This window comes from Aquimarina sp. AU58 (assembly GCF_900312745.1).
Classification (GTDB): Bacteria; Bacteroidota; Bacteroidia; order Flavobacteriales; family Flavobacteriaceae; genus Aquimarina; species Aquimarina spinulae.
In genome coordinates this window covers 2,537,648-2,559,027 of sequence record NZ_OMPD01000014.1, presented here as the reverse complement: position 1 = coordinate 2,559,027, position 21,380 = coordinate 2,537,648, and the positions used below count along the sequence as shown (strand labels likewise).

Here is a 21,380-nt window from a genome sequence, read left to right as displayed (position 1 = left end):
CTGGGCCAATCCTTGCATGAATCATAAATCCGTATAAATTTGTAAAGCGTTTAACATAAAAGATTGGTTTAACCAACAATTAATTTAAAAACAGAATTATGAACAAAACAGAATTAATCGATGCAATGGCAGCTGACGCTGGAATTACTAAAGCAGCGGCTAAAAAAGCCTTAGAATCTTTCTTAGGAAACGTTGAAGGTACTCTTAAAAAAGGAGGACGTGTTTCTTTAGTAGGATTTGGATCTTGGTCAGTTTCTAGAAGAGCTGCAAGAGAAGGTAGAAATCCACAAACTGGTAAGACTATTAAAATCGCTGCTAAAAACGTTGTTAAGTTTAAGGCTGGTGCTGATTTATCAAGTTCGGTAAACTAATCAGTTCGTTTTCGATATTATTTAAAAGCTCCCAAAATTGGGAGTTTTTTTTATGATTTTTTGGCAAAAAACACCTAACTCCTTTGATTATTAGAAATAATTATTTAGATTTAAGATAAGTAAAATTGTTAGTATGATATCACTACAACCATCAAAAGGACATTTATTAATCGCTGAGCCATCTATTATAGGAGATGTGTCTTTTAATCGTTCGGTTGTTCTTTTGGCGGATCATAGTGAGCAAGGGTCTATTGGTTTTATAATGAACAAACCTCTTGAGTATTTCCTTGCTGATCTGGTTCCTGAAATTGAAATGGAATTTAAGATTTATAATGGTGGCCCGGTTGAACAAGATAACCTGTATTTTATACACAAAGTTCCTGATCTAATTCCTAACAGTGTAGAAATATCTGGTGGTATTTATTGGGGAGGAGATTTTTCTATTGTCTCTAGACTTATTGTTGAAGATAAAATCACTCCAAATGAAATTAGATTTTTCCTAGGATATTCTGGGTGGGACTCTAAGCAACTTAACCAGGAACTTGAAGCCAACTCATGGGTAATTGTCGAAAACAGTTACAAAAAGAATATTTTCGGAAAATCCTGTGATACTTTCTGGAAAGAAAAAATGATAGAACTAGGAGGAGAATACGTCCTTTGGTCTAACGCTCCAGAGAATCCTACTTACAATTAATTTCCTAACCTTATCCTGGTATTTAATATTCCTAATAATCTCTTACTTGTCTTAGAAGTATACTCCTTTTTTCTAAACTTGGTAATTGGTAAAATTCCCGTAATTACATTCGTAACAAATAATTCATCTGCTTTTTGTAACTCAAAAGGAGAAATAGAAGCTTCCTCTAATTGATATTCTGGTAATTTTTCAAGAATTCTTAACAATTGAGTTCTTAATATACCTTTTAGACACCCATCTGTTATTGGAGGCGTTTTTATCGTATTGCCCTTTACAAGAAATAAGTTGCCATTTAAAGCTTCAATAATCATTTTGTTAGAATTGATCAGCAAACAATTATCAAAACCATTTTCTCTAGCAAAAATCCCACCAAGAACATTGACCAGTTTATTTGTTGATTTTAGAGTAGACAGCATATCTGTACTTACATAATGATCTTTAAAAAGAGTAACTTCATACTTCTGATCAGAAATCGTATAAAAGCTAGATTGTAATTGAGAAACCAATATATTGTATTCTATATCACTAGAAGCGGGCGTATATAGCCCGCCCGCTACCCTATTTACCATTAATTTTATCCTTACTGAAGCATTCATTAACTCATTTGCAGTGATAAGATCTATGATTTCCTTTTCCAAAAATTCTGGGGTAAACGACATAGGAATTTGCATTCTAAGAATACGCATCGAGGCCATTAACCGAAAATAATGATCTTCCCAAAATAAAATAGTTCCAGAATTAACTCTGATAGTTTCAAATAAAGCATCTCCGTATGCATATCCTCTATTATCAATAGCCAATACTGCTTTATGATCTTCTAGTAAATTTCCGTTGATATTAACCATAAAAAATTCCCATAAATTTTAATGTTTATGGGGTATAAAGATTTGTATTATAAAAAGAAGAATTATGCCGAACCTAATACATGTTTTAGATTTCCAATCATATTATCCCATAGCATTTTATTTTCATCCATTTCATCATCTTCAGAATAATCGGTAACCATAAGAGAAACATCCTTGGTTATTTCATCAACCTGAATACGCATTTCAAAGAAGTAATCTTTTCCATCATCTTCATCTTCTACCCATCTAAACTTTACCCGTTCACCACTTTTTTTACTTAAAAGTTTTGCATCTTCTTCAGAATCATCCCAGATAAATGTAAACAACTCTCCTCTTGAGTTTACATTATCTGCAAACCACTCTGAGAGTCCCGAAGGTGTAGATATATATTGATATAATAGTTGCGGTGATGACTGTACCACAAATTCAAGTTCATATTTAGTTTTTTCAGACATATCATTAATTGTTGGTAAGCCAATATATAGATTAATTATCGACTTTAAAAGTACATTGAAAAAAAAATTAATTATGCATTATTGTTTGTGTCATTCTATTTTGTTTTTATATTTGCACCCTCCTTAGCAGTACTGTAAAAAGTATTCTAATATATCAGACCTTTTTTAATGGTTTGATTGTATAGAAATAAAGGAAAATGGCGAGGTAGCTCAGTTGGTTAGAGCGTCGGATTCATAACCCGGAGGTCGGGGGATCGTGCCCCCCTCTCGCTACAACACCCCACTTAACTAATTAACATTCAATTAGTTAAGTGGGTTTTCACAAATCTACCGTGTTAAATACGATCAATAAGGATTAACAATTTTGCATCTCAATTAAGTTTTGAGGTAAAAAAAAATGTCCATTTCCAAAAAAATTACAAAGGCATCAATGTTTATAGATTATGTGCCTGCTGAACTTCGAGAAAATAAGACCTGGGAGATTGTTTATTACTGTAAGAATCCTTTTACAGATAAATTACAAATCAAAAGGAATAGAGTTAGACCCTTAAAAAGTATTGTTGAAAGGAGAAAACTTGCCAAGAGAATGGTTGCTACGATCAATAATAAACTACAGAAAGGTTGGACTCCTTGGATCACTGAAAAAAATGCAAAGTCCTTTCATAAAGTGACGGACATTTTAAAGCAATATCTTTCAAAAACACAGAAAGAAGTGAATAAAAATCAAAAAAGCGAAGACACCCTAAGAACTTATCGATCCTACGTGAAAATAATTAATGAATATCTTCAAATGATTGATAAGCCAAGTCTATTTGCCATTAAATTTGATATAGAATTGGTTACAGATTTCATTGATTATGTATACCATGATCGTGATAATTCAGCAAGAACTCGCAACAATTATCTTGGTTTCCTAAAAAATATTACTACTTATATGGTGGATCGAAGATATATAAAGCAAGATCCATGTCTACATTTAAAAAACATTCCAGTAGAACCAAAAAAACGCGTATACATAAAGGAGAACTATCGTAACACTATATTCGAATATTTCAATGAGAATAATAAAAACTTTTATACACTATGTATGAGTTGCTATTACTGCCTAATTCGTAGAACAGAATTAACCAAACTAAGGGTTGGTGATGTGATGCTAATTAACAATGTTATATATATAGAGAGTAGTGTCGCCAAAAATAACAAAAGCCAACCGGTTACCATACCTGATATATTAGTACCACATTTAGCAAAACATCTTTCCAAGGCTAATAATTCACAATACTTATTTTCAGCAGATAATTTTGCGCCAGGTGATACACAATTAAAACCAAAAAAAATTAGTGATACATGGGCTAAAATGAGAAGAGAAGCCAACTTACCTCCTTCCATCCAATGGTATTCGCTTAAAGATAGTGGTATTACCGATTTGCTATTAAATGGAGTTGAATTATTAAGAGTTCGGGATCAAGCTAGGCATCACAGTATATCCCAAACCGAAGATTACATACCAAAAGAACTTCTAAGAGCTGATAAAAAAATTAAAAATCTAGGGTTAAAATTTAATAATTAACGCTTTCAAGTTCGAGTGTTGTTGCTAACAAACCAGAGCTATCTTCTTTGTATTTAGTTTTTTTAACCAGGAATAATTGTCTATTGACATATATTTTTTTTCTTTTCGTTATGTTGGCTATCTCAGTTGCTGAAAATGGTTTTTCTGCAGTAATAGAAATAGAATTCAATTTAAATAATAGCCACTCTTTCCAGTTTACCTGAAATATTCCCCCAGTACCAACAATTTCAATAGTCCTGCCAAATACCATAGGACTTGTATATGGACCATTTGCAGGATTGTATATCATAAGCGCTACTCCTTCTAAATCATCTAATGCTTTATTAAACCCTGCCGTCCGCCCATAAGTAGGTGCTTTAAAAGCAGTAACATACTCCTTCGTGCTATCATCCTTAACACCATTAAGAACTGTTCCTTCTTTAGTAATTTTGTTATACGCATAAATCCCATCAGCATGCCTAACGATATAACTTTCGTGTTTTGAAAGCTTGGGACTGATATTTTGAAAGCTTCCATCAATATGTTCAGGCGTATCGTTTAATAAATAATCGGTATTGTAGTATAACAAAATACTTTTAGCAACATCATCTATCGTAATTCCCAAATTGAAACTATTTTTTAAATTAGTTAAATATTCGGTAACTGTCCATTCAGGAAGATGTCTGGTAAAGTCAATAGTTGGATGAAAATCCTTGTACTCGAAAGGATCCGAATTAAACAGGATTTGTATAGAATATGATAAAGGATCTTTTCTATCAATGCTGTGATATATGAAATGTAAGGTTTGACCTTCTTGAATATCAAATTCAAAATAGTGCTTATACCTACCAGCTCTCACATTATACCATTCTCCAATTAGGGTACCATCAACGAAAGCCTGCAAACCAAAATATGCTTGAGAAAACGAAGCATCCTCCATTACAAAATCGTAGTTTATTCTATAACTTCCATCTAACAGAGTTCCATTAGAAGCACTTACAATACTTTTTCTCTTTACAAATGTTCCCCAGTAACCAAAAACATTAATATTACCACCTGGTCCAGGAGTAATCAATATATGTTCGAAACCAACATCTAAAAAAAAGGTAGTCGAAACTGGACTAACAGGAACAGTGACCATATTGTCATTTTTAGAAAACATCAGGACCATTTTATAAAACGGATCTTCTGCAAATGAACCTTTAACCCTATATCCGATGCTATTGAAAATTTTAAAAAGAGGGGCTAATAGAAAAACCTGAGGAGCTACAGAATTGATATTTTTTAAATTTACTACACTAGTTTCTTGGTCATATTCATTCTTTCTCAAATTCATAGTATTATCCCTGCTATTTATCTCTTCAACAAAACTATAAAACTCTTCCTCTCTATATTTTTCGGGATAGTAAATGACCGGTAATTGCCAATCTACTTGGGGAAATATTTTGTTTACTCTATTTTTTGCTTCTTGATTCCATGCATCATAAGCATTATACTGTGTTTCGCTCTCTTCAAAATATGGTTGTGAGTTAGGATCATTACCCAATACATTATATTTTGGAAAAAAATTAGCTATCTTTTTATCCTTTACTTTCAAAATATCTGAACCAAATCTAACATCACATTTGCGGAATCCTGGTAAAGGGGAAAGTTGAATCAATTGTGCCTTATAGACCGAAGCTCCAACATAAATCACACAAGAAATAGTCCTTTTTTTGGATGCTGTAACAATAGAAAGATTTCCTAATGCTTTTTGAGTATTATCATTTTCAATTATTCTGATTGGGTATGTATTATGAGGTACCTTAAATTCATCAGAAAACGAGTTGTTTTCATCATTGATTATTAAGTCTTTTTTTACAAAATCAATTTCTATGTCATTAACTACAATTCTTATATTACTCATGGAGATATATTTATAATATCATTACTTGGACTAATAAACATGCCGGATGAAGGGTTTGAAATTTTTACTTTTAGATTAACACCATCAAAAGGCGGTATTGCTTGCCTTGAATCAGTCATCTCGATAATTAATTTGATTTTTCCTGAGTTATCAAATGTTATTGTAGATGATTCATTTTCTAGACCTGAATACATAGCTATGGTAATCGATGATGCCGTATCACGTATACTAACAAACTGATCAAACCCTGGAAGAACTGCTATAAAATCAAAATCAATTATACCATTAGGAATGCCATTAGATAAAATAATTTCATATAGTCTGATGTTTGAAGCAGAGGCATTCTTCTCTTCTACTGTAAAATCTATAATCTTACTGGCCGCTTTAATATTAACGGTATATTCATTAAATAATCCTCTACTATCCTCTACTCTCAGTATAACATAAAATTCATCTTCATCATTTGAATTAATTATTGATATAATACCAGATGTCTCAGAAGTATTAGATAATCCTACTTTTGGATCGTTCTCAGACCAAGTTACTGTAGTCGGAAAACCATCTGGATTAACTACTGTAATAGGCACTTGCACCTGCCCACTTCCACTTCCATCTACCACTATGGTATATTGAGTTACAAGGTTTAAAGATGGTGCGATTCTGGAATCGATTACTTCCGAAATATTGAACTTCATCCTTGCTGAATTACTGTTATAAGAACCGTCACTTAGTTTAAACTCGATATCATCTAAAGGAGACCCAAATCTTTCAGTAATCGGTGTGTATTTAAAAGATACAATATCGGAAGCATTGATTGTCGTTGGAACATACAACAGTGGATTGTCTGTGTTTCCATTAAATATGGTGATAAACTGGCCATTTGGTTTAGTATATCCAAACCAACCATTAACCGTTGGATTATAAAAAGTAATACTTTGTAATGTTCCATCATCCTGGAATGCCTCAAGTATTTTAGAAACTCCGAATTGAATGGATTCATTTTCCAATCCTGACAATATAATATCTGTAGCTTTAGGTATTTGATTAAACACTCCGTTATTATTGAAATTAGGCGTATCTATCTTTGAAAATTTTAAAGTATCCTCATAGATGAATTTGTTATCTTCATACTTAAGGATTTTTTTTGTTTTTGCTGACATCCTTTCCCAAACAGAATCAATTATTATTCTAACATCAATACTCTTTGCAATAAGTTGAGCTAATTTATTTGAATACCCAAAACCAGTATTTATATCTACCATTATTTTGTTTTCGACATCATATGTTATAGCGTTACCATCTTCCTGGATATATTCTTTTGGCTTTAATCTATTCTCTTCCTCTAATTTTCCCATTAGGTAAGAACATAAATACATCCCGAAATTGTTTAGGTGAAAAACTTGTTTGATCGGGTAAATTGACTCTCTTACAATAATTGCAATTTTATTAATGGTGATGGTCCCACAAGTCATTGTAATTTTAAGATACCGCACATCAGCACCAATTGATAATAGTGATAGCGGTAGATTATATCTCATTATTTTAGTAGTTGATGCATTATACGATTGGGAAAATAATTCATTATCCTGATCATCACGAACTGTTACCTCTATAGGATTAGCACCATTACTATATATTGGAAAAATTATAAGTCCTTCTACAGGCACATTAATTTGATCAACATCGTAATCCAACAGAATCAAATCTTCACTATCAGTAAAAGGATATGGCCTTCTGTTTTTTATAATAAAAAACTCTGGTACATCAGTGGTCTCAACTATCGCTCCTGTTAGAATCTCAATTTCCTGAATATCTATTTTAACCCTTTGATATAAATTGGGCTTATATTCAAAACCTATAGTAGATGGGATAGAGAATTCATTATTAAAGTAAGAATAGTACAACAACTTTAGATTAAATCTAGAAGTCCCTGTCTCATCCTTACTCCAACTTTGTTCAAATATTAGTTCTCCTCCTACCGATATTTTGATTTTAAAATAATATTTAGGTCCTCTTAGTGATTTGACTATAACTTCTGCATCATTGCCATCTGCTAAAACTCTATTTATTGCCGGAGTTTGAATAACCTCTATCATGATAATGTACCGTTTTGTTCACTTTCTCTTCTTTCCTTGTTTAGATCATCGATAGCTTCTGCCTCAGGATATCCAAAAATTAGATTAGGCTTTATTGGATTATTCAATCGATTTAATACGCTACTCATAACTTGTAACATCATTTCGTCTTTTATGGATTGTTGCTCTTGCTGCTCTGTTGTCTCATTAGTATTTGTCGTTGTTTGGTTTTCTACAGGGAAAAGACCATTTTCATATCCTTTAACTCCTTTATGTACATATTGGATATGCTCCACTACTTGCGGATCCAATCTTCTAAATGTAGGTGCATCAATTACCATTTCTGGACCGTTCTCACCAGCTATATAATCATCACTAAAATAAGTGGGAGTCTTAACAATTTGAGTAGATGTAGCTCCTCCATTTTTCGCATTAAATCTTCGACCATCGGTTCTGGTCACATCTATATTATCTGGATACAACCCTGATTCTCGACCTTTTATTTTTTGTTTTTTAGGCTTATCAATTTTCTTGATATCAGTATTTGCAATATTTTGAACTTGTTTAATACCAGAGGCAACAGCAAATCCTGCAGCAGCTATTCCTAACGCTATACCGACCGGACCAGGAATTGCCTGAGTCATCCCCGAAAAAGCATTAACAGCAGATTGGTATGTAGCAATTGTAGTTTCGGCAATCTTAGCTGCTTTCCAAGCTGCAGAACCTTCATTAAACGCGTCTGCTGCACCAGCTAAAGCATTCATTGTAAAATTCAACTTTTGCTGTTCGGTCATCTCAGTCCACTTGACATCCTGCTTCTTGACATTATTAGACTGAATATGAAAAGTCTGCTCCATACCTTGCCTTTGCAAAGCGTGCTTTCGTTTTATCGCAGTAATTTCTTCTTCAGTTGCACCGGCCAACCTTAGTCTCTCAAGCTCTTTAGCTTGCTCAATTCTCAATTCTAAATCTGCAAGAAGCTGAGCACGTTCTAATAGAATTAATGCACGCTCTTCATCAGTTTCGGCTTGCATAGCTTCTCGCTCTAATCTTAAAGCCTCTTGCTCAACCCAGTTTTCTTCCTCAAGTATTCGTAACCGTTCATTTAATTCTGTCTGACGTTGGACCTTTAAATCGTTACGTTCAGTCTCTTGGCTTTCTTCAAGTTCTTTTATATAAGCTTCACGTTCTAGTATCTGTTTTTCTGATAAAAACTTTCTTTCCTCCTCAGTAAGTAGGAACTTTTCCTTCTCTTTTTTATGTTTTATATCTAGTAGCGCGAGTTCCTTTTCAATTCCTTTTAAATCATTAGCCTCCTTCTCTGCTCTTTGATCTGCTAAAAACTGTTGAAAATCTGCTGATTCTTTAATGAAGTTTTCTAATACCTTTTTCTGTCTTCTTTCTGCTTCCTTTAAAGCTTTTTCAGCTAACTCTCCTTCTTTTAACCTATTCGCTTCCAGAATAGCTAAACGCCTTTCTTCATTGGAAATCAATTGTCTTAATTCCTCTGCAGAAGTATCTTTATTAAAATCTAATTCAAGTGCAGAAGCCCTTTTTCTTAGCTCTTCCAATGTCATCCTGGTTTTTTCTCTTTCTCTTTCTGCATATTGGTCCAGATAATCCCCGGAAAGTTCATTTAGAGAAGCTTCAACCCCAATTCTTTTAGTTTGATATTCCTGTAGTTGTTGTTGTAACTTTTGAATTTCCCCTCCTGAAAGCTTTTCCTCAGAAATAGTTACTTTATCCGTTTTAGAAATAGTTACTTTTTTTCTCGATATATCCCCTTCTTCATCTCTTCTACTAAGCGTGCTTTGTATTTTAGCAATGGCAGATTCGTACTCTTTTAGTTGATCTGTTTGCTCTTTGATAGCTTCCTGGTTTCTAAATAGTAATAGTGCTTTTTGAGTTTCAATAAAATTTTTGGCCTTATCGGAAGATATATCCATAGCATTACCGTATTCATCGAATGCTGTTATTGCAGTAGGAGTAATTTTAGCAATTTGGCCAATTACCACTTTCATTCTATCCTGCTCTTCTTTACTTAATTTTGTTTTTGATTTAAGAGTATCATACTCTTCTACAAGTGGAACGAGTTTCTTTTCTAACTCGACTACCTTCTTACCTTGGTTTTCATATGATTCGACGGCCGTCTCAGAAGCCTGAACCATATTGAGAACCGCACCAGCAACATTATTAAAGAATTTTTGTAAACCACTGCCTGTAAATCGATTCGCGATTGCATTTCCTATTTTATCTAAAGTTGCAGCTAGGTTTTGATTTTTTTTATTGAATTCGTCGGTAAGAGATGTTCCTTCTTCCAAGGCTCTACTCGCAATAAGTTGTTTGGATCTTACATTATCGATATTAGAAGCTAAAGAAGTAAGCACCCCTACACTCCTCGCTCCTTCTAAACCAAGATCATCCATTTTTTTTGTCATGATGGATAACCCTTCATTATTACCCTGTAGTCCTTTTAAAAATAGAAGAAAAGCTTCGTTCGCATCCTTACTTAAAAGATCAGTGAATTCTTCTGTAGATACTTTAGCCACTTTTGCAAAGGTCTCAGTGTCTTTAAACATATTGGTAATAATAGTACTCATTGTGGTACCAGATACTTCAACTGATTGCCCTGCTTCATCTAGAGCTGCTGCGAATCCTAATTGATCTTCTGCGGATATTCTTGCCTGACTCGATATACCTGAAAGCCTTTTTAGATAATCAACAAGAAAGCCAGCTTGATTGGAACCGGACGCAGATACCTCATTTACTGCTGATCCAATTTTCTCCATCGAAGTACCAAATGAATCTCCTGTTTTTTCTCCTACTTTATATTGCTTAGCTAATTTTCCTATTACATTGATATTCTCATTAACATCACCTTTTAAATCATCCCCAAGTGCAACTCGTATTTTATCAGCAGTTTTTACAAATTCCTCTATATCTTCTACACTGTCCTTTCCTAGTCTACCGGCTTCTACAGCTAATTCCAGTAAAGCTTTTACTGGTGTTCTGGTATCAAATCTTTTTAAGCTACTCGTAAGTTGGTTTATTTCATCATTGGTTAACCCTGTAGTTTTTGCAACGTCTGCCTGCACATCAGAAAGTTCTGCATTGGATGACACTAGTTTTTTCATTCCCTGCAATAAAGCAACTAAACTTAACCCACCAGTTAATACTGTAAACAGGCTACCAAATTCAGATTTCATTTTTGAAATCACCCCAGATACACCACGCATTCTGGCTCTGACTTTTCCTAATTGCTTGTTTACTTTTTGAAGTTCATCATTATATTTTTTCCATTGAGGAGTATTAGGAGAAAAACCCGACATGATTGATTGAAGCCTTCGTTGTTCTTGTGTAAGCTGTCTAGTGGTTAAACCTGTTAATCCTATCTGTTGTCTTAAATTAGCCTGCTCCTCACTGTTTTTTTTGATTGCAGTGTTGTTTTCACGTATAGCCTTGGTTATACGACGATACTCTTCGCTTTCCTTTTTTCCTTGCTTTATGAGTTTAACTTTTTCCTTTCGAAGATCTACATTTGCTTTTCTAAGCTTTCGCTGGGCTTCCTGCAAGTTACCAAGTTGAGCTTGAGCCTTATTGCCATTAATAATGACATTGAAGTTTAACGTTTCATCACTAATTCTATCTGCCATCACATATCGATATTAAACTTGCCGGCTATACTGTTACGAATATCTTGTGTGAATCCATATCTAAGTTTGCCAACAATGACATTAAACTGTGACCAGATGATTTGGTTATGTACTTCTAACGATTTTTGGGATTTGCCTTTGATACGTTTCATATCTACAAATCGCTCTCGTAGTGCGTGGGTAAGTGTTAATGTACCCGATGATATTGTGTATGACCTAAGATCGAGAAGATCCTGGTAGTTAGAATTTGCATTGGTGATAACTCTCGATTGCTGATCATGGATTTCTTCTGCTGCAGACTCTAATACCTCATGGATGTAATGATCTGTAATAATATTAGCATTGGATCTATTTTGTAGTGTATCAATACCATTCATACTACAAGTATAGCGAGTGGCACTGGTTGATATATGGACATAAAAAATCCCTCGAATTTGAGGGATTGAATATTTACATAATTATTGATTCGTTATTTTAATTTATCTATTGCTTTAGCAAGTAAATTCGATAACTGAAGGTTTTGTTCGTTATCAAGTTTCATTTTTTCTAGTTGGATCGTTGATTGATCTTTATCTAATTTAAAATTTCTATCTATACTAATAAAACTATTTATTATCTGATCATGCATAGTTTTATCCTCCAGCGTTTCTGCAATTTTTATCGCCAGTATTCTGAAATCGATGTTAGTTTTCTCATTATTATAATACTTAATATCTTCAAGGTTTGACTTATATTGTTTCAAAAAAAAGAAAGCAAAAAGCTCTATAAAAAGTACTAACGATAATCTTGGTATAAAATTCATCAAAAACTTATCATAGTACACATCTTGAATTTCCTGCGTTAGAATTACATACCCAAGACTTATTACTGCAACAACAGTAGCAGCGATACCAATTCCTAAATTCAGATTTGCGTTTCTTCTCAAATTACTTATTTCATAAAATATCCTTTCTTCCAAATCTTCAATATGAATTTTAATTGGATCGGTTGAAAGTTTTCCGATAAGAATTTCTTTAATATCGTCTAATCTTTTTTTTACACCACTTATATCTTCATCAGGAATCACTGTTTCATCCATATCGTTCAATTCATCTAATATTGTTTCATCCAGAAATTCATGAGTTCTTTGTTTTCTAACTAAATCCTTATCAAAACCTCTATTCAAATATGAAATGATGATCATTACAACCCAAATTAATCCCAATACACCAACGGTTATAAAATAACTTGTACTATAAAAAAAATCAGGGTAACTAGGTCCAAGTATTAAAAGATTAATAATTGATATTGTCATTAACCAAAAAGTAATTCTTTTTAAGGAATTAAACTTAATTAACTTTTTAATAATTTCTATTTGATATTTTTCTTTCAATTGTAAAACTATTATATGGTATGGAAAATCGCAATAGAATACCGTGATAACTTTTTTAAATTTATTATATACTAAGTTTAATTTTAATAAAACAACCCCTGCATCTAAAATTTTAATTTAGGTGTAGGGGTTGTTTTGAGTTATAAATATAACAAATTATCTTTTAGTTTAATGAAATCAAATTCAGACTTCCATATTTTAAAATTAAAATAATTCTAAAATTTCTTTTGGATTAGATAGGTCATAATTTGCGGTGAACATTTCAATTTTTTTCTTTCCAGGCTTCCCTGTTTTGTTTGCAACACTTACCTTTTGCTCTATTGATTTATTGAACCAATTATGTTGTTTAGTATATTTATTCAAAATTTCGCTGGGGTAGCTGCTCATGAGAAATTTTCCCTTTACTTCTGCTAAAGTTTTTAGAAGGTTTTCAAAATCTTCAATAGAATATCCATCATAATGACCACAATCGCTATTATAATAGGGAGGATCACAGTATATGAAAGCCTCAGAATAGTCACGGCTTTTTATTATTCTCAATGCATCTGTACATTCTATTTGAACATTTTGAATTCGTATCGAATATTCTATTGTGAAGGAGTTTCTCTTATTTGTTATTTTCTGAGAGGTGGTTTCTTTTATTTTATCATAGCCCCAAGTACCATCTAACATCGAACTGAATGATTGTGCAGCCAAGACCCAAACAGCCCATGCCCTTTTAATTCTTGAGAACATATGAGGATTGTTATAAATGACTGTTGCATCATTATGTAGAGATCTTGAGTGCAAACTTATTCGAATCATTTTCTCTAATTCTACAAATTCGTTTTGTATAATTTCATAGAAGTTAATTAATTCTCGATTAGTATCATTAATTATTTCTACATCGCTCTTTGGTTTAGTCCAAAATATTGCGCCTCCACCAACAAAAGGTTCTATGTAAGTTTTATGATCCGGTAGCATTGGTAAAATTGTACTTACAAGGTTTTGTTTGCCTCCATAGTACGAAACGGGAGTTTTCATAGTTTTCATAATGATAGATAATAATTCATTTATATATTTGTATATCTCACCACATTAAAAAAGCCAACAGCACTAAAAGACATATTGTCCTCCAGTAGCCGTTGGCTCTTTGTTTAAAATGTGGTGAGATACTTTTAAAGCTGGAGGACATTTTTTTGCCATCCAACCACATACATGATCATTTTTTAGTTTCAACAATCACACTCAAATCCCACCCATTAGTTTGATGATAGTTTTCTACTGGCATTATCGATATGGTCGATAAATCAACATCAGAAAACTGGCATTTGCTATTCACATCTCCTTTGATTCTTCTTAAGCGTTCTTCTAATTTTAAAATTATAGGTTGAGTAATATCAAACGTACTCATGTAATGATCATCTCCTTCACGTTCATTAAAACGTGTAATTATCAAAAAGGCGAGACTATTTTTTTTAGTACGATTATCCTCGTTATTGAGTTTATTCTTTGCGCTCGGTAAAAGCCCTATCAAATAAATATCTTCTTTTTTTATCTCCGTAACTATTCGAGCGAATCTAGGTTCGCTCGATAGCATTTTTACATTTGTGATTTCTGGAATTTCTTCCTTCGTTTCATCCAGGAACTTTTGTAGACTTCTTACGCTTAGCATCTCTTTTCATTTTTTCGACTTCGTTATGTTTTTGTACCATATAGACCAATACATCGTATAAGTTTTGATCTGCGGTTTTATCCATAGTTCCAAACACTCCGGATTCGGCAATAGTATACAATGCACTTAGCATACCTATACCTTTGGGAGCTAATGGATCCTTTGGTTTATTTGATTTGAATAATACGGTAAGATCAACAGTATTCCCTCCTCCAATACTTAGTTCTTTATTAGTAACAATCCATTCCTGGCATGCAGCAAAGAAAAGATACACCCCATATTTCACACCTATTGCCGTATTTACATGAACTTCTGGCCTATCATCAATAGATTCATTACTAAATTCATCTCCTATCGGTCTATACAATGTATCTACCAATGTATTAAGATGATGTTCTTCTTTGGTATTATAAAAATCATGTAGTGCGTTTAATGCTTGGATATATTGACCAAAAGAACAACTGGTTAACGCATCTTTTGGTCCATAATACTTGGTTCCCGAAATCGAAAAGAATGGAATATGATTAACTACATCATCCAACTTGATTATTTTATACTTTTTTTTGTCTTTAATCTCAGTTCTGAAGAAGCTTTCCATTAATTCTGATATCCTGTATACATTCTCAGCAACCCGATCTGTTTTTTCAGACGCTTCGGTCATATCCACTTTGCGTTCCAGATTCAACAAAATATATGTAAGTTGCACTTTAAACTCTCCATAGCTAATCTGTTGAGTAGCGAACTTAAACGCCAAATCAGAAAACAGGATATATTGATTGGTATTCATTTCAGAAATAGATTCGGGAAACTCAATACTCTTGTTTTTATGTGGAATTTCGATCTTATGCATCTTGTATAACCAGGGTTTTATCTTGAATCTTTAACTTATTATCCTTTAGCTCTTTTGCATGCTTATTCTCCACTACTTTTTTAAGTTTATGATTCGTTGTTTTGGGTTTGGTTATTGATTTTCTTCCGTTGTATCCTATTATCTTTTTTTGTTCCAAAATACTCCCTGCAGTAAGTTGCATATTAAGTTTGGCTTCTTTCTTTCGATCTTCTAGATGCACGTTGATGTTTTTCAGTCCTTCTGCGAAAAACTTTTCTTTTCGACCCTTTGCTGTGAGGTGTAGATAGCACCATTCTTTTAATTGTCTCCAATAGTATTTTAAATAAAATTTCATTTTTAGTTGTTATAGTGATACATGATTGTTTTCAGTACTTAATCCTTGCATAGGATCACGTTCTACTCTTGTGCTAGTCATTTTACCATAATGCTTTTCTAGATCCAGTAAATATTGTTCTGCGTCTTTTCTTAATTTCAACATCACTTCTGCTCTAGCTCTGGATCTCATAGTGGTGTTTTCCTGATAGTTTATCTTATCAGGGAACATTTCTATAGGAAATACATTGTAAGCCTTTTCTAAAGTGAAATATGCTACTGCATTTCGAATTAATTTTAATAGCCTGATTTCGTTTAAATCGGTTAATGTTTCTTGAGATGCAATGCCATTCTTAATCGATTCCCATTTCTCTTTTTGAAGTATCGGATATACCTTTTCGATCTCAATATCCTCCATAAACGGGACCAAACGATAATACAGTTGCCCACTCATATTAATTGGATAGATATCATCAAATATTCTAGTATTATAAATAAATAATGATTTTGATTTTTTATAAGCATCGGATTCTAGCCATGTAGTAATTTCAGACTCATCTAAAATAGAAATCAATTGATCGAGAGCTTGATACGCTTTTTTCATTTGAGCAGCATTATCCTTATTGATTTGCCACTCCCAAGGTGTAACTTGGTGTTCGGTACGATTCACTTTACGACCTGAATTGGTATGTAACAAATCATTACTTTGTTCATATTGATGATTGGCCATTATAAGGATGTACGTTTGTATCAATTTAATGATACGCTTCATTTGTTCCTCCTGAACTGCTGATAAAACAGGTATTGTATATGTTGAAGGCTTTAACCCATCGTCGTATATGTAGAGAGCAAGTTCGTAAGTTTCTTTACCTATATAATCAATTAAATATGGGGTTTGAAGCTCGATATCAGTTATTAGATTTTTGAATGTAAAATCAGCATCAATGAAACCTAAAATTTCTTTTACTTCAATTCCTCCGTCTGCTTCTGAATTAAATATAATATCCATTACAATGGTGTTTGTTCGATTACTCTGTTACTACCTGTGATATCCTGCTCTCGTTCTGGATTTATATGATAAAAGCCTATTTTAATAGGTTTATTGAACTTGAATTTGATTACATCATTAAATGCTTTAGTGATATAATATTCGGCCAGAGGTACACCTGTGAGTTGATGAATCTTTAAGGCATATAATTGTTCGCTCCCTGAATCACTCTTACCATCAGCACCAACATTGGCAAGTGCTGAATGAAGACCTAATGCAGCTAATACGGAGAAATCTGATTTTACAGCGATGTCCAGTTGTGATTTCACATAGTCTTTTACTTTTTGCTCTATTGGAGTGATTTTCCAACCTAACTCCACTGGAGAACCTCCGATAATGGTAGTTACCGTTTCATTATGCCAAAACTTACCAACATTTTCAACACCAGATAGTAATTCGCTTAATTTCTTTAATATTTGCTCTTTTAGGTCGTCAAGGAGTTTTTCTGTGTAGTTTTCTCCATCTGGTAAATTATCCTGGATTAATTTTCGTTTTTGATCCCAATACTCTTTTGGCGAAGTGATATGCCATTTTATATTAAGTGAATTATTGGTGAGTGCCTCAATTACCTTTGGAATTGCCGTTGATCGTCTTATCCAAGGTAAAGCTCCATATATTTCAGGCATTGAATAATAATTAACACCAAAGGATCTTCTTGCATAGTAATGAATAGAAACAGGATATTTTGTAGGTTCTAATCGATCAAATAAGGGATAAACTTCATACTCATCTTCCTTTCCGTTCTTAAAATCACCTATTACAACATGAGTTGGTATTTTGGTTTTTGAGCTTTCTTTATATGCTAATCGGCAATTATGCGTGCTTAATACCTCGATTTGAGCTAACGATGACGAAGAACCAATTAATCCAGCTCTATCTCTAAATATCTTGGTAAAAGTAACATTGGTATTATAATATTGAGAGGCTGTAAAGTGAAGTTTCTCCTCATAATCGATCGATTCTAACCATTCTGTAATTGCTGGTTCTGTAACGGGTTTACGTTTGTATTTCTCCCCATCTACCTCAGTCTCGTATAAATAAGGTCCTTGCTCTGCAACCAATTCTACCTTACGATTTTGAATACGTGGTGCCAAATGATTTGGATATAGCGTATCTATGATCTTATCTGGGATATCATTCTCCTCTCCAAAAGGTATAACCTTATAGTTACCAATGTTCAGTGTGTTTTCACCCCAATCAGAGAATGACTCTTTATTCTCATCCTTACCACTATTAGCACCACGCCCTGATATCTCGAAGTAATTAACCGTATTCTCATGAATACTGAGATGATTACCATTATCTAACCTAATTACACTCATCGTTTTAGCCTTATTTTTTTATCGTTTACAGCCATGAGTAATGGTATATAGAAGGACCTATATTCGTCGGTGGCTATGTTAGTATATTGGAGTCTATACTTAGCGTTGATACCCGTACCTGACATACCCCTGAGTGTAGCCTTTTCAACCCTTGCGATACTGCCTGATAACTTCATGAAGGTTAGAGAGAAGGGAATACCAGCACTAGTATGCTGGCGCATGGTATTGATGGGATCCTCGTAGTTATGATAGCACTCATTACTCATATAACAATGATACTACTATCAATGAGGTAATAAATGGACATCATAATGCATTGCCTGACTGAAAAAAGGCGAAAAAATTAATTTTTTTAAAAACTTTTTACCCGTCATATATCTAAAAAATAGCAAAATCGTGCAATTGCAAATTACAGATAGAGCGTGGCGCCATGTTTTTTTTGTGAATTAAATTAATTTTTGAAGTTACTTAGGTTTGTTTGCTGATTTTCAAAATATTACAAATCAAACTTTTGTACAGTTGTTCTAAATTCTAACCAAATGAACATACATTCTGCCAAAAAAATATCCTTATCGGTTGATAAGGATATAAAATCATACAATTGATATCTAATGTATCCCTGGAGTGACACTAAAAAGGTTACTTGAGCCTTTAAGCATATCTAAAAAGACTCTTCTACATAATAAGTACTTCATAGCATCAGACATATTGGTAGAAAACAATGGGAGTAATTCATCTGCCAGTTGTTCTGAACTTTTATTTTTATGTATGGTTTTCTTGCCGTGTCGGTCTTCCTTAATAATTACTTCAGCACGTTCTATTGAACTCTTTAAAACGCTACAGGCAAATTTATCAATGAGCACCATTGGTAAATCTTTATGCTTTCCTTTGAACATCTCAAGCATTAATTCATATTCTTCTTGTTGGTAAATTGTAGCCTGATTTCTATTCATTAATTCAACCGTCCAACCAGTAGATTTACCTTCTGAATCATATTCAATAGCCTTCTTTAACTTTGAAGCATGATCTTCTCCAACACTCTGCATTTTGTTAGCTGCTCGATCGTGGTATAGTTGTAAATGTTTCTTTTTATGATGTTTAAAATATTCTCTGAATTTCTGCCCCAACTGTGGAATAAACTCAGGAGGAATAGTATGGAAATCTTTTAAGATTCTATATATTTCTTTGCTTTCTGGTTGACCAATTGCTAAAGAACACATCTTACCAGAATCAAAGCCTGCTTCCAATGTTTGGTTCAAATTAAGATATCTAAGGTCTAAACAATTACCTTCTACTTTGTCTCCCCTATTTTCTTTATCATATCGATCATATCGGAAACCATCACTGTAGAAGTTACTTTTAGATAGATTAGGATAAAACATTTGCCCTCTCTCTAGTGTTGGAGGTATGGAAAGAATGGAGGTCATAACTTCCCTGAAGTTCATTGTCTCTAAAATATCTTTAAAAAACCCTTCTCTCAGGATATCAGCGTTTGCATAACTACTGGCTATATGGAAGAATGTACTATCTTTTCTTACAATAGACAGCCTTTCTTCCCAAACCTTTAATAATTTTTTATGTTTTCTAATATCACGATCATTACCGTGTAATTCAGCGTTCATCAGCTCGATTTTTATTTCATTGACAACCAATGAAGTTTGTAAAATCAATTTGATCTGATCCATATCCATGTTCTTCTCCATACGCATTACCCAATCATGCTCTCCATGATTAGGATTTGGCATATCGGATGTGAATGTTCTTCCTCCATAATAATGTGAGTGACCAAAACGTGTGTATTCACCACGAATAGCTGGAGTTAATTTGTTTATTTTTTTCTCAGACTGATATTTAATTTCATCACCTATGATGTGCTGATATGAATCTCCTGCTCCAGTTGATGGTCGATCTTGTGAGATTATCTTAAAATGCGTGCCAGTAAAAGCCGTAATTGTATGTTTCCAACTTATTGGCGGTTTATAAGGTTTTTTAAAATGTTTGGGAGGACGTTGACCTACCACAAAATGAATCCCTTCTATCCACCCATTTCGTTCCCAACCTTCAATTAACGAAGGAATAACATTTTTTAAGGCATTCATATAGGTATCTGATGAAATGGCCACATATGCACCTTGCATGTCGTAACAGATATCTTGAGCACGTTGCGCTAATATATCTGTAGTTTTACCAGTACCACGACCAAGAATAGCATATAAATTTTTGGGAGCAATTAGCGCAATTAGAATTGATAACCAATTACCATATCGAAGTTCAACGTTTTCTGCAGTCTTATCAATCTTCTTTTTTCTGCTCATGGAAGGTAAATATTTTACGAGGCTCTAATCCTGCATCTTGTTTAATCTTAATAGCTTGTTCCTCGGTTATATTCATAGCTTCAATTTGTCGGGCTAGTTCATTTCTGTTCGCTGCAGGTAATCCAAGGTCTTCTGGATTCATTGTGTATACTTTGTTAGGTTTATCAAACAACTCTTTTGGAAGTTTATCCTGTTCCTTTTCATATACTCCTCTGATTCTGGCTGCTTCGGTTATTGCTTTGACTGCTTTACTATAATCATCGGAATTCTCTGCGCTTCGAATAATAGCTGTGGCAATATTATCTAGTTTGTTTGCATAGATATTGGCATAGGCTTCTTTTTTTACATGATTATCCAAATAGAAGAAGTTAATAGCGTCGTAGAATCGATTTCTAGCTTTTATGCGGTCAAGGTCTGGATAATTAGCTAATAACCTTTTAATGATCTGTTCTTCGGTCATTAAAGAATTATACCACCCACGTGCTTTATCCAATTGATCGAGATATTCCAAAATCTCTTCCGGCATTTCATCTTTGGATCCTCGCTCTATCCATTGAGTAAGTAAATCTAAATGCAAATCTTCAAAGATTGCGTCTCCATTATTGAGTTTGGTAACTTTATGTTTCTTCTTCATAGATCAAAAACATCATTTTTAATATTATCAAACCAACGTTTGTGAGCTAAATTGTTATGCTCTTGAATCGCTGTAATATTACCTTCTAATATTTTTTGCTCAAGCATTTCAGATTTGGAAATTTCAATTTCTATTCTCCCCCTTCTGTAGGCTTTATAGATAGGTGACTCTTTATTTTTCCATGAAAGATTAAAGCTTCTTACATCTACATTTAGTGAATCAGCAATATCCTTAAGTGAACAATTCTGTGCAGCGAGTTCCTTGATGATTTCAAAATCGTCAAGGTTTAACTCACTTGCATGTCTCTGGGGAACATCCATGACTA

The 21,380-nt window shown here is 33.4% G+C and carries 19 protein-coding genes and 1 tRNA gene; 4 read left to right on the top strand and 16 right to left on the bottom strand.

Annotated features, from left to right (window positions below):
- The first annotated feature begins 98 nt into the window (after nucleotides 1-98).
- Nucleotides 99-371: an HU family DNA-binding protein gene (locus tag DK441_RS22415; protein ID WP_024769076.1), complete on the top strand. Its 273-nt coding sequence runs from the start codon at nucleotides 99-101 to the stop codon at nucleotides 369-371.
- Between the two features lie 133 nt (nucleotides 372-504).
- Nucleotides 505-1,065 (top strand): YqgE/AlgH family protein, encoded by a 561-nt coding sequence (locus DK441_RS22410; protein WP_025666983.1) that lies wholly within the window; start codon nucleotides 505-507, stop codon nucleotides 1,063-1,065.
- On the opposite strand, the gene DK441_RS22405 is transcribed toward DK441_RS22410, so the two are convergent.
- Together DK441_RS22405 and DK441_RS22400 are read right to left on the bottom strand one after the other, a co-directional pair.
- A complete protein-coding gene (locus DK441_RS22405; RefSeq protein ID WP_109852826.1) occupies nucleotides 1,062-1,910 on the bottom strand; it encodes an aminotransferase class IV in 849 nt (282 codons plus the stop codon). The two genes, DK441_RS22410 and DK441_RS22405, sit on opposite strands and share 4 nt — an antisense overlap.
- Before the next feature lie 62 nt (nucleotides 1,911-1,972).
- On the bottom strand, nucleotides 1,973-2,365 hold the full coding sequence (locus DK441_RS22400) for an START-like domain-containing protein (protein WP_074406618.1): 393 nt from the start codon (nucleotides 2,363-2,365) through the stop codon (nucleotides 1,973-1,975).
- Between the two features lie 199 nt (nucleotides 2,366-2,564).
- Here DK441_RS22400 and DK441_RS22395 point away from each other — a divergent pair.
- Nucleotides 2,565-2,638 (top strand) — tRNA-Met (locus DK441_RS22395).
- 124 nt (nucleotides 2,639-2,762) lie between these two features.
- Complete coding sequence (locus DK441_RS22390; RefSeq protein WP_109852825.1) at nucleotides 2,763-3,935, top strand: site-specific integrase; 1,173 nt, start codon at nucleotides 2,763-2,765, stop codon at nucleotides 3,933-3,935.
- On the opposite strand, the gene DK441_RS22385 is transcribed toward DK441_RS22390, so the two are convergent.
- The 14 genes from DK441_RS22385 to DK441_RS22315 form a co-directional block, all read right to left on the bottom strand.
- Nucleotides 3,925-5,820, bottom strand: coding sequence for a hypothetical protein (locus tag DK441_RS22385; protein WP_109852824.1), 1,896 nt, complete (start codon nucleotides 5,818-5,820; stop codon nucleotides 3,925-3,927). The genes DK441_RS22390 and DK441_RS22385 overlap by 11 nt on opposite strands.
- On the bottom strand, nucleotides 5,817-7,916 hold the full coding sequence (locus DK441_RS22380; protein WP_109852823.1) for a hypothetical protein: 2,100 nt from the start codon (nucleotides 7,914-7,916) through the stop codon (nucleotides 5,817-5,819). Before DK441_RS22380 ends, DK441_RS22385 begins: the two co-directional genes overlap by 4 nt.
- Nucleotides 7,913-11,548 (bottom strand): phage tail tape measure protein, encoded by a 3,636-nt coding sequence (locus tag DK441_RS22375; RefSeq protein WP_109852822.1) that lies wholly within the window; start codon nucleotides 11,546-11,548, stop codon nucleotides 7,913-7,915. Before DK441_RS22375 ends, DK441_RS22380 begins: the two co-directional genes overlap by 4 nt.
- Nucleotides 11,548-11,925 (bottom strand): hypothetical protein, encoded by a 378-nt coding sequence (locus tag DK441_RS22370; protein ID WP_109852821.1) that lies wholly within the window; start codon nucleotides 11,923-11,925, stop codon nucleotides 11,548-11,550. Before DK441_RS22370 ends, DK441_RS22375 begins: the two co-directional genes overlap by 1 nt.
- 92 nt (nucleotides 11,926-12,017) lie before the next feature.
- A complete protein-coding gene (locus tag DK441_RS22365) occupies nucleotides 12,018-12,920 on the bottom strand; it encodes a hypothetical protein (RefSeq protein ID WP_160112237.1) in 903 nt (300 codons plus the stop codon).
- Nucleotides 12,921-13,124: 204 nt separating this feature from the next.
- A complete protein-coding gene (locus DK441_RS22360) occupies nucleotides 13,125-13,952 on the bottom strand; it encodes a DNA adenine methylase (RefSeq protein ID WP_109852819.1) in 828 nt (275 codons plus the stop codon).
- 169 nt (nucleotides 13,953-14,121) lie between these two features.
- On the bottom strand, nucleotides 14,122-14,574 hold the full coding sequence (locus tag DK441_RS22355) for a hypothetical protein (protein WP_109852818.1): 453 nt from the start codon (nucleotides 14,572-14,574) through the stop codon (nucleotides 14,122-14,124).
- On the bottom strand, nucleotides 14,537-15,424 hold the full coding sequence (locus tag DK441_RS22350) for a hypothetical protein (RefSeq protein WP_109852817.1): 888 nt from the start codon (nucleotides 15,422-15,424) through the stop codon (nucleotides 14,537-14,539). The genes DK441_RS22355 and DK441_RS22350 overlap by 38 nt, the downstream gene beginning before the upstream one ends.
- Nucleotides 15,417-15,758 (bottom strand): hypothetical protein, encoded by a 342-nt coding sequence (locus DK441_RS22345; protein WP_109852816.1) that lies wholly within the window; start codon nucleotides 15,756-15,758, stop codon nucleotides 15,417-15,419. The genes DK441_RS22350 and DK441_RS22345 overlap by 8 nt, the downstream gene beginning before the upstream one ends.
- Before the next feature lie 9 nt (nucleotides 15,759-15,767).
- Nucleotides 15,768-16,745, bottom strand: a complete 978-nt coding sequence (locus DK441_RS22340) for a DUF6712 family protein (protein ID WP_109852815.1) — start codon at nucleotides 16,743-16,745, stop codon at nucleotides 15,768-15,770.
- The gene (locus DK441_RS22335; RefSeq protein WP_109852814.1) at nucleotides 16,745-18,106 is read right to left on the bottom strand and encodes a hypothetical protein; all 1,362 of its coding nucleotides are present in this window, start codon (nucleotides 18,104-18,106) and stop codon (nucleotides 16,745-16,747) included. The genes DK441_RS22340 and DK441_RS22335 overlap by 1 nt, the downstream gene beginning before the upstream one ends.
- A gap of 608 nt (nucleotides 18,107-18,714) precedes the next feature.
- On the bottom strand, nucleotides 18,715-20,421 hold the full coding sequence (locus DK441_RS22325) for a hypothetical protein (protein ID WP_109852812.1): 1,707 nt from the start codon (nucleotides 20,419-20,421) through the stop codon (nucleotides 18,715-18,717).
- Complete coding sequence (locus tag DK441_RS22320) at nucleotides 20,399-21,055, bottom strand: hypothetical protein (protein ID WP_109852811.1); 657 nt, start codon at nucleotides 21,053-21,055, stop codon at nucleotides 20,399-20,401. The genes DK441_RS22325 and DK441_RS22320 overlap by 23 nt, the downstream gene beginning before the upstream one ends.
- Nucleotides 21,052-21,375 (bottom strand): hypothetical protein, encoded by a 324-nt coding sequence (locus DK441_RS22315; protein ID WP_109852810.1) that lies wholly within the window; start codon nucleotides 21,373-21,375, stop codon nucleotides 21,052-21,054. The genes DK441_RS22320 and DK441_RS22315 overlap by 4 nt, the downstream gene beginning before the upstream one ends.
- Nucleotides 21,376-21,380: the final 5 nt, after the last annotated feature.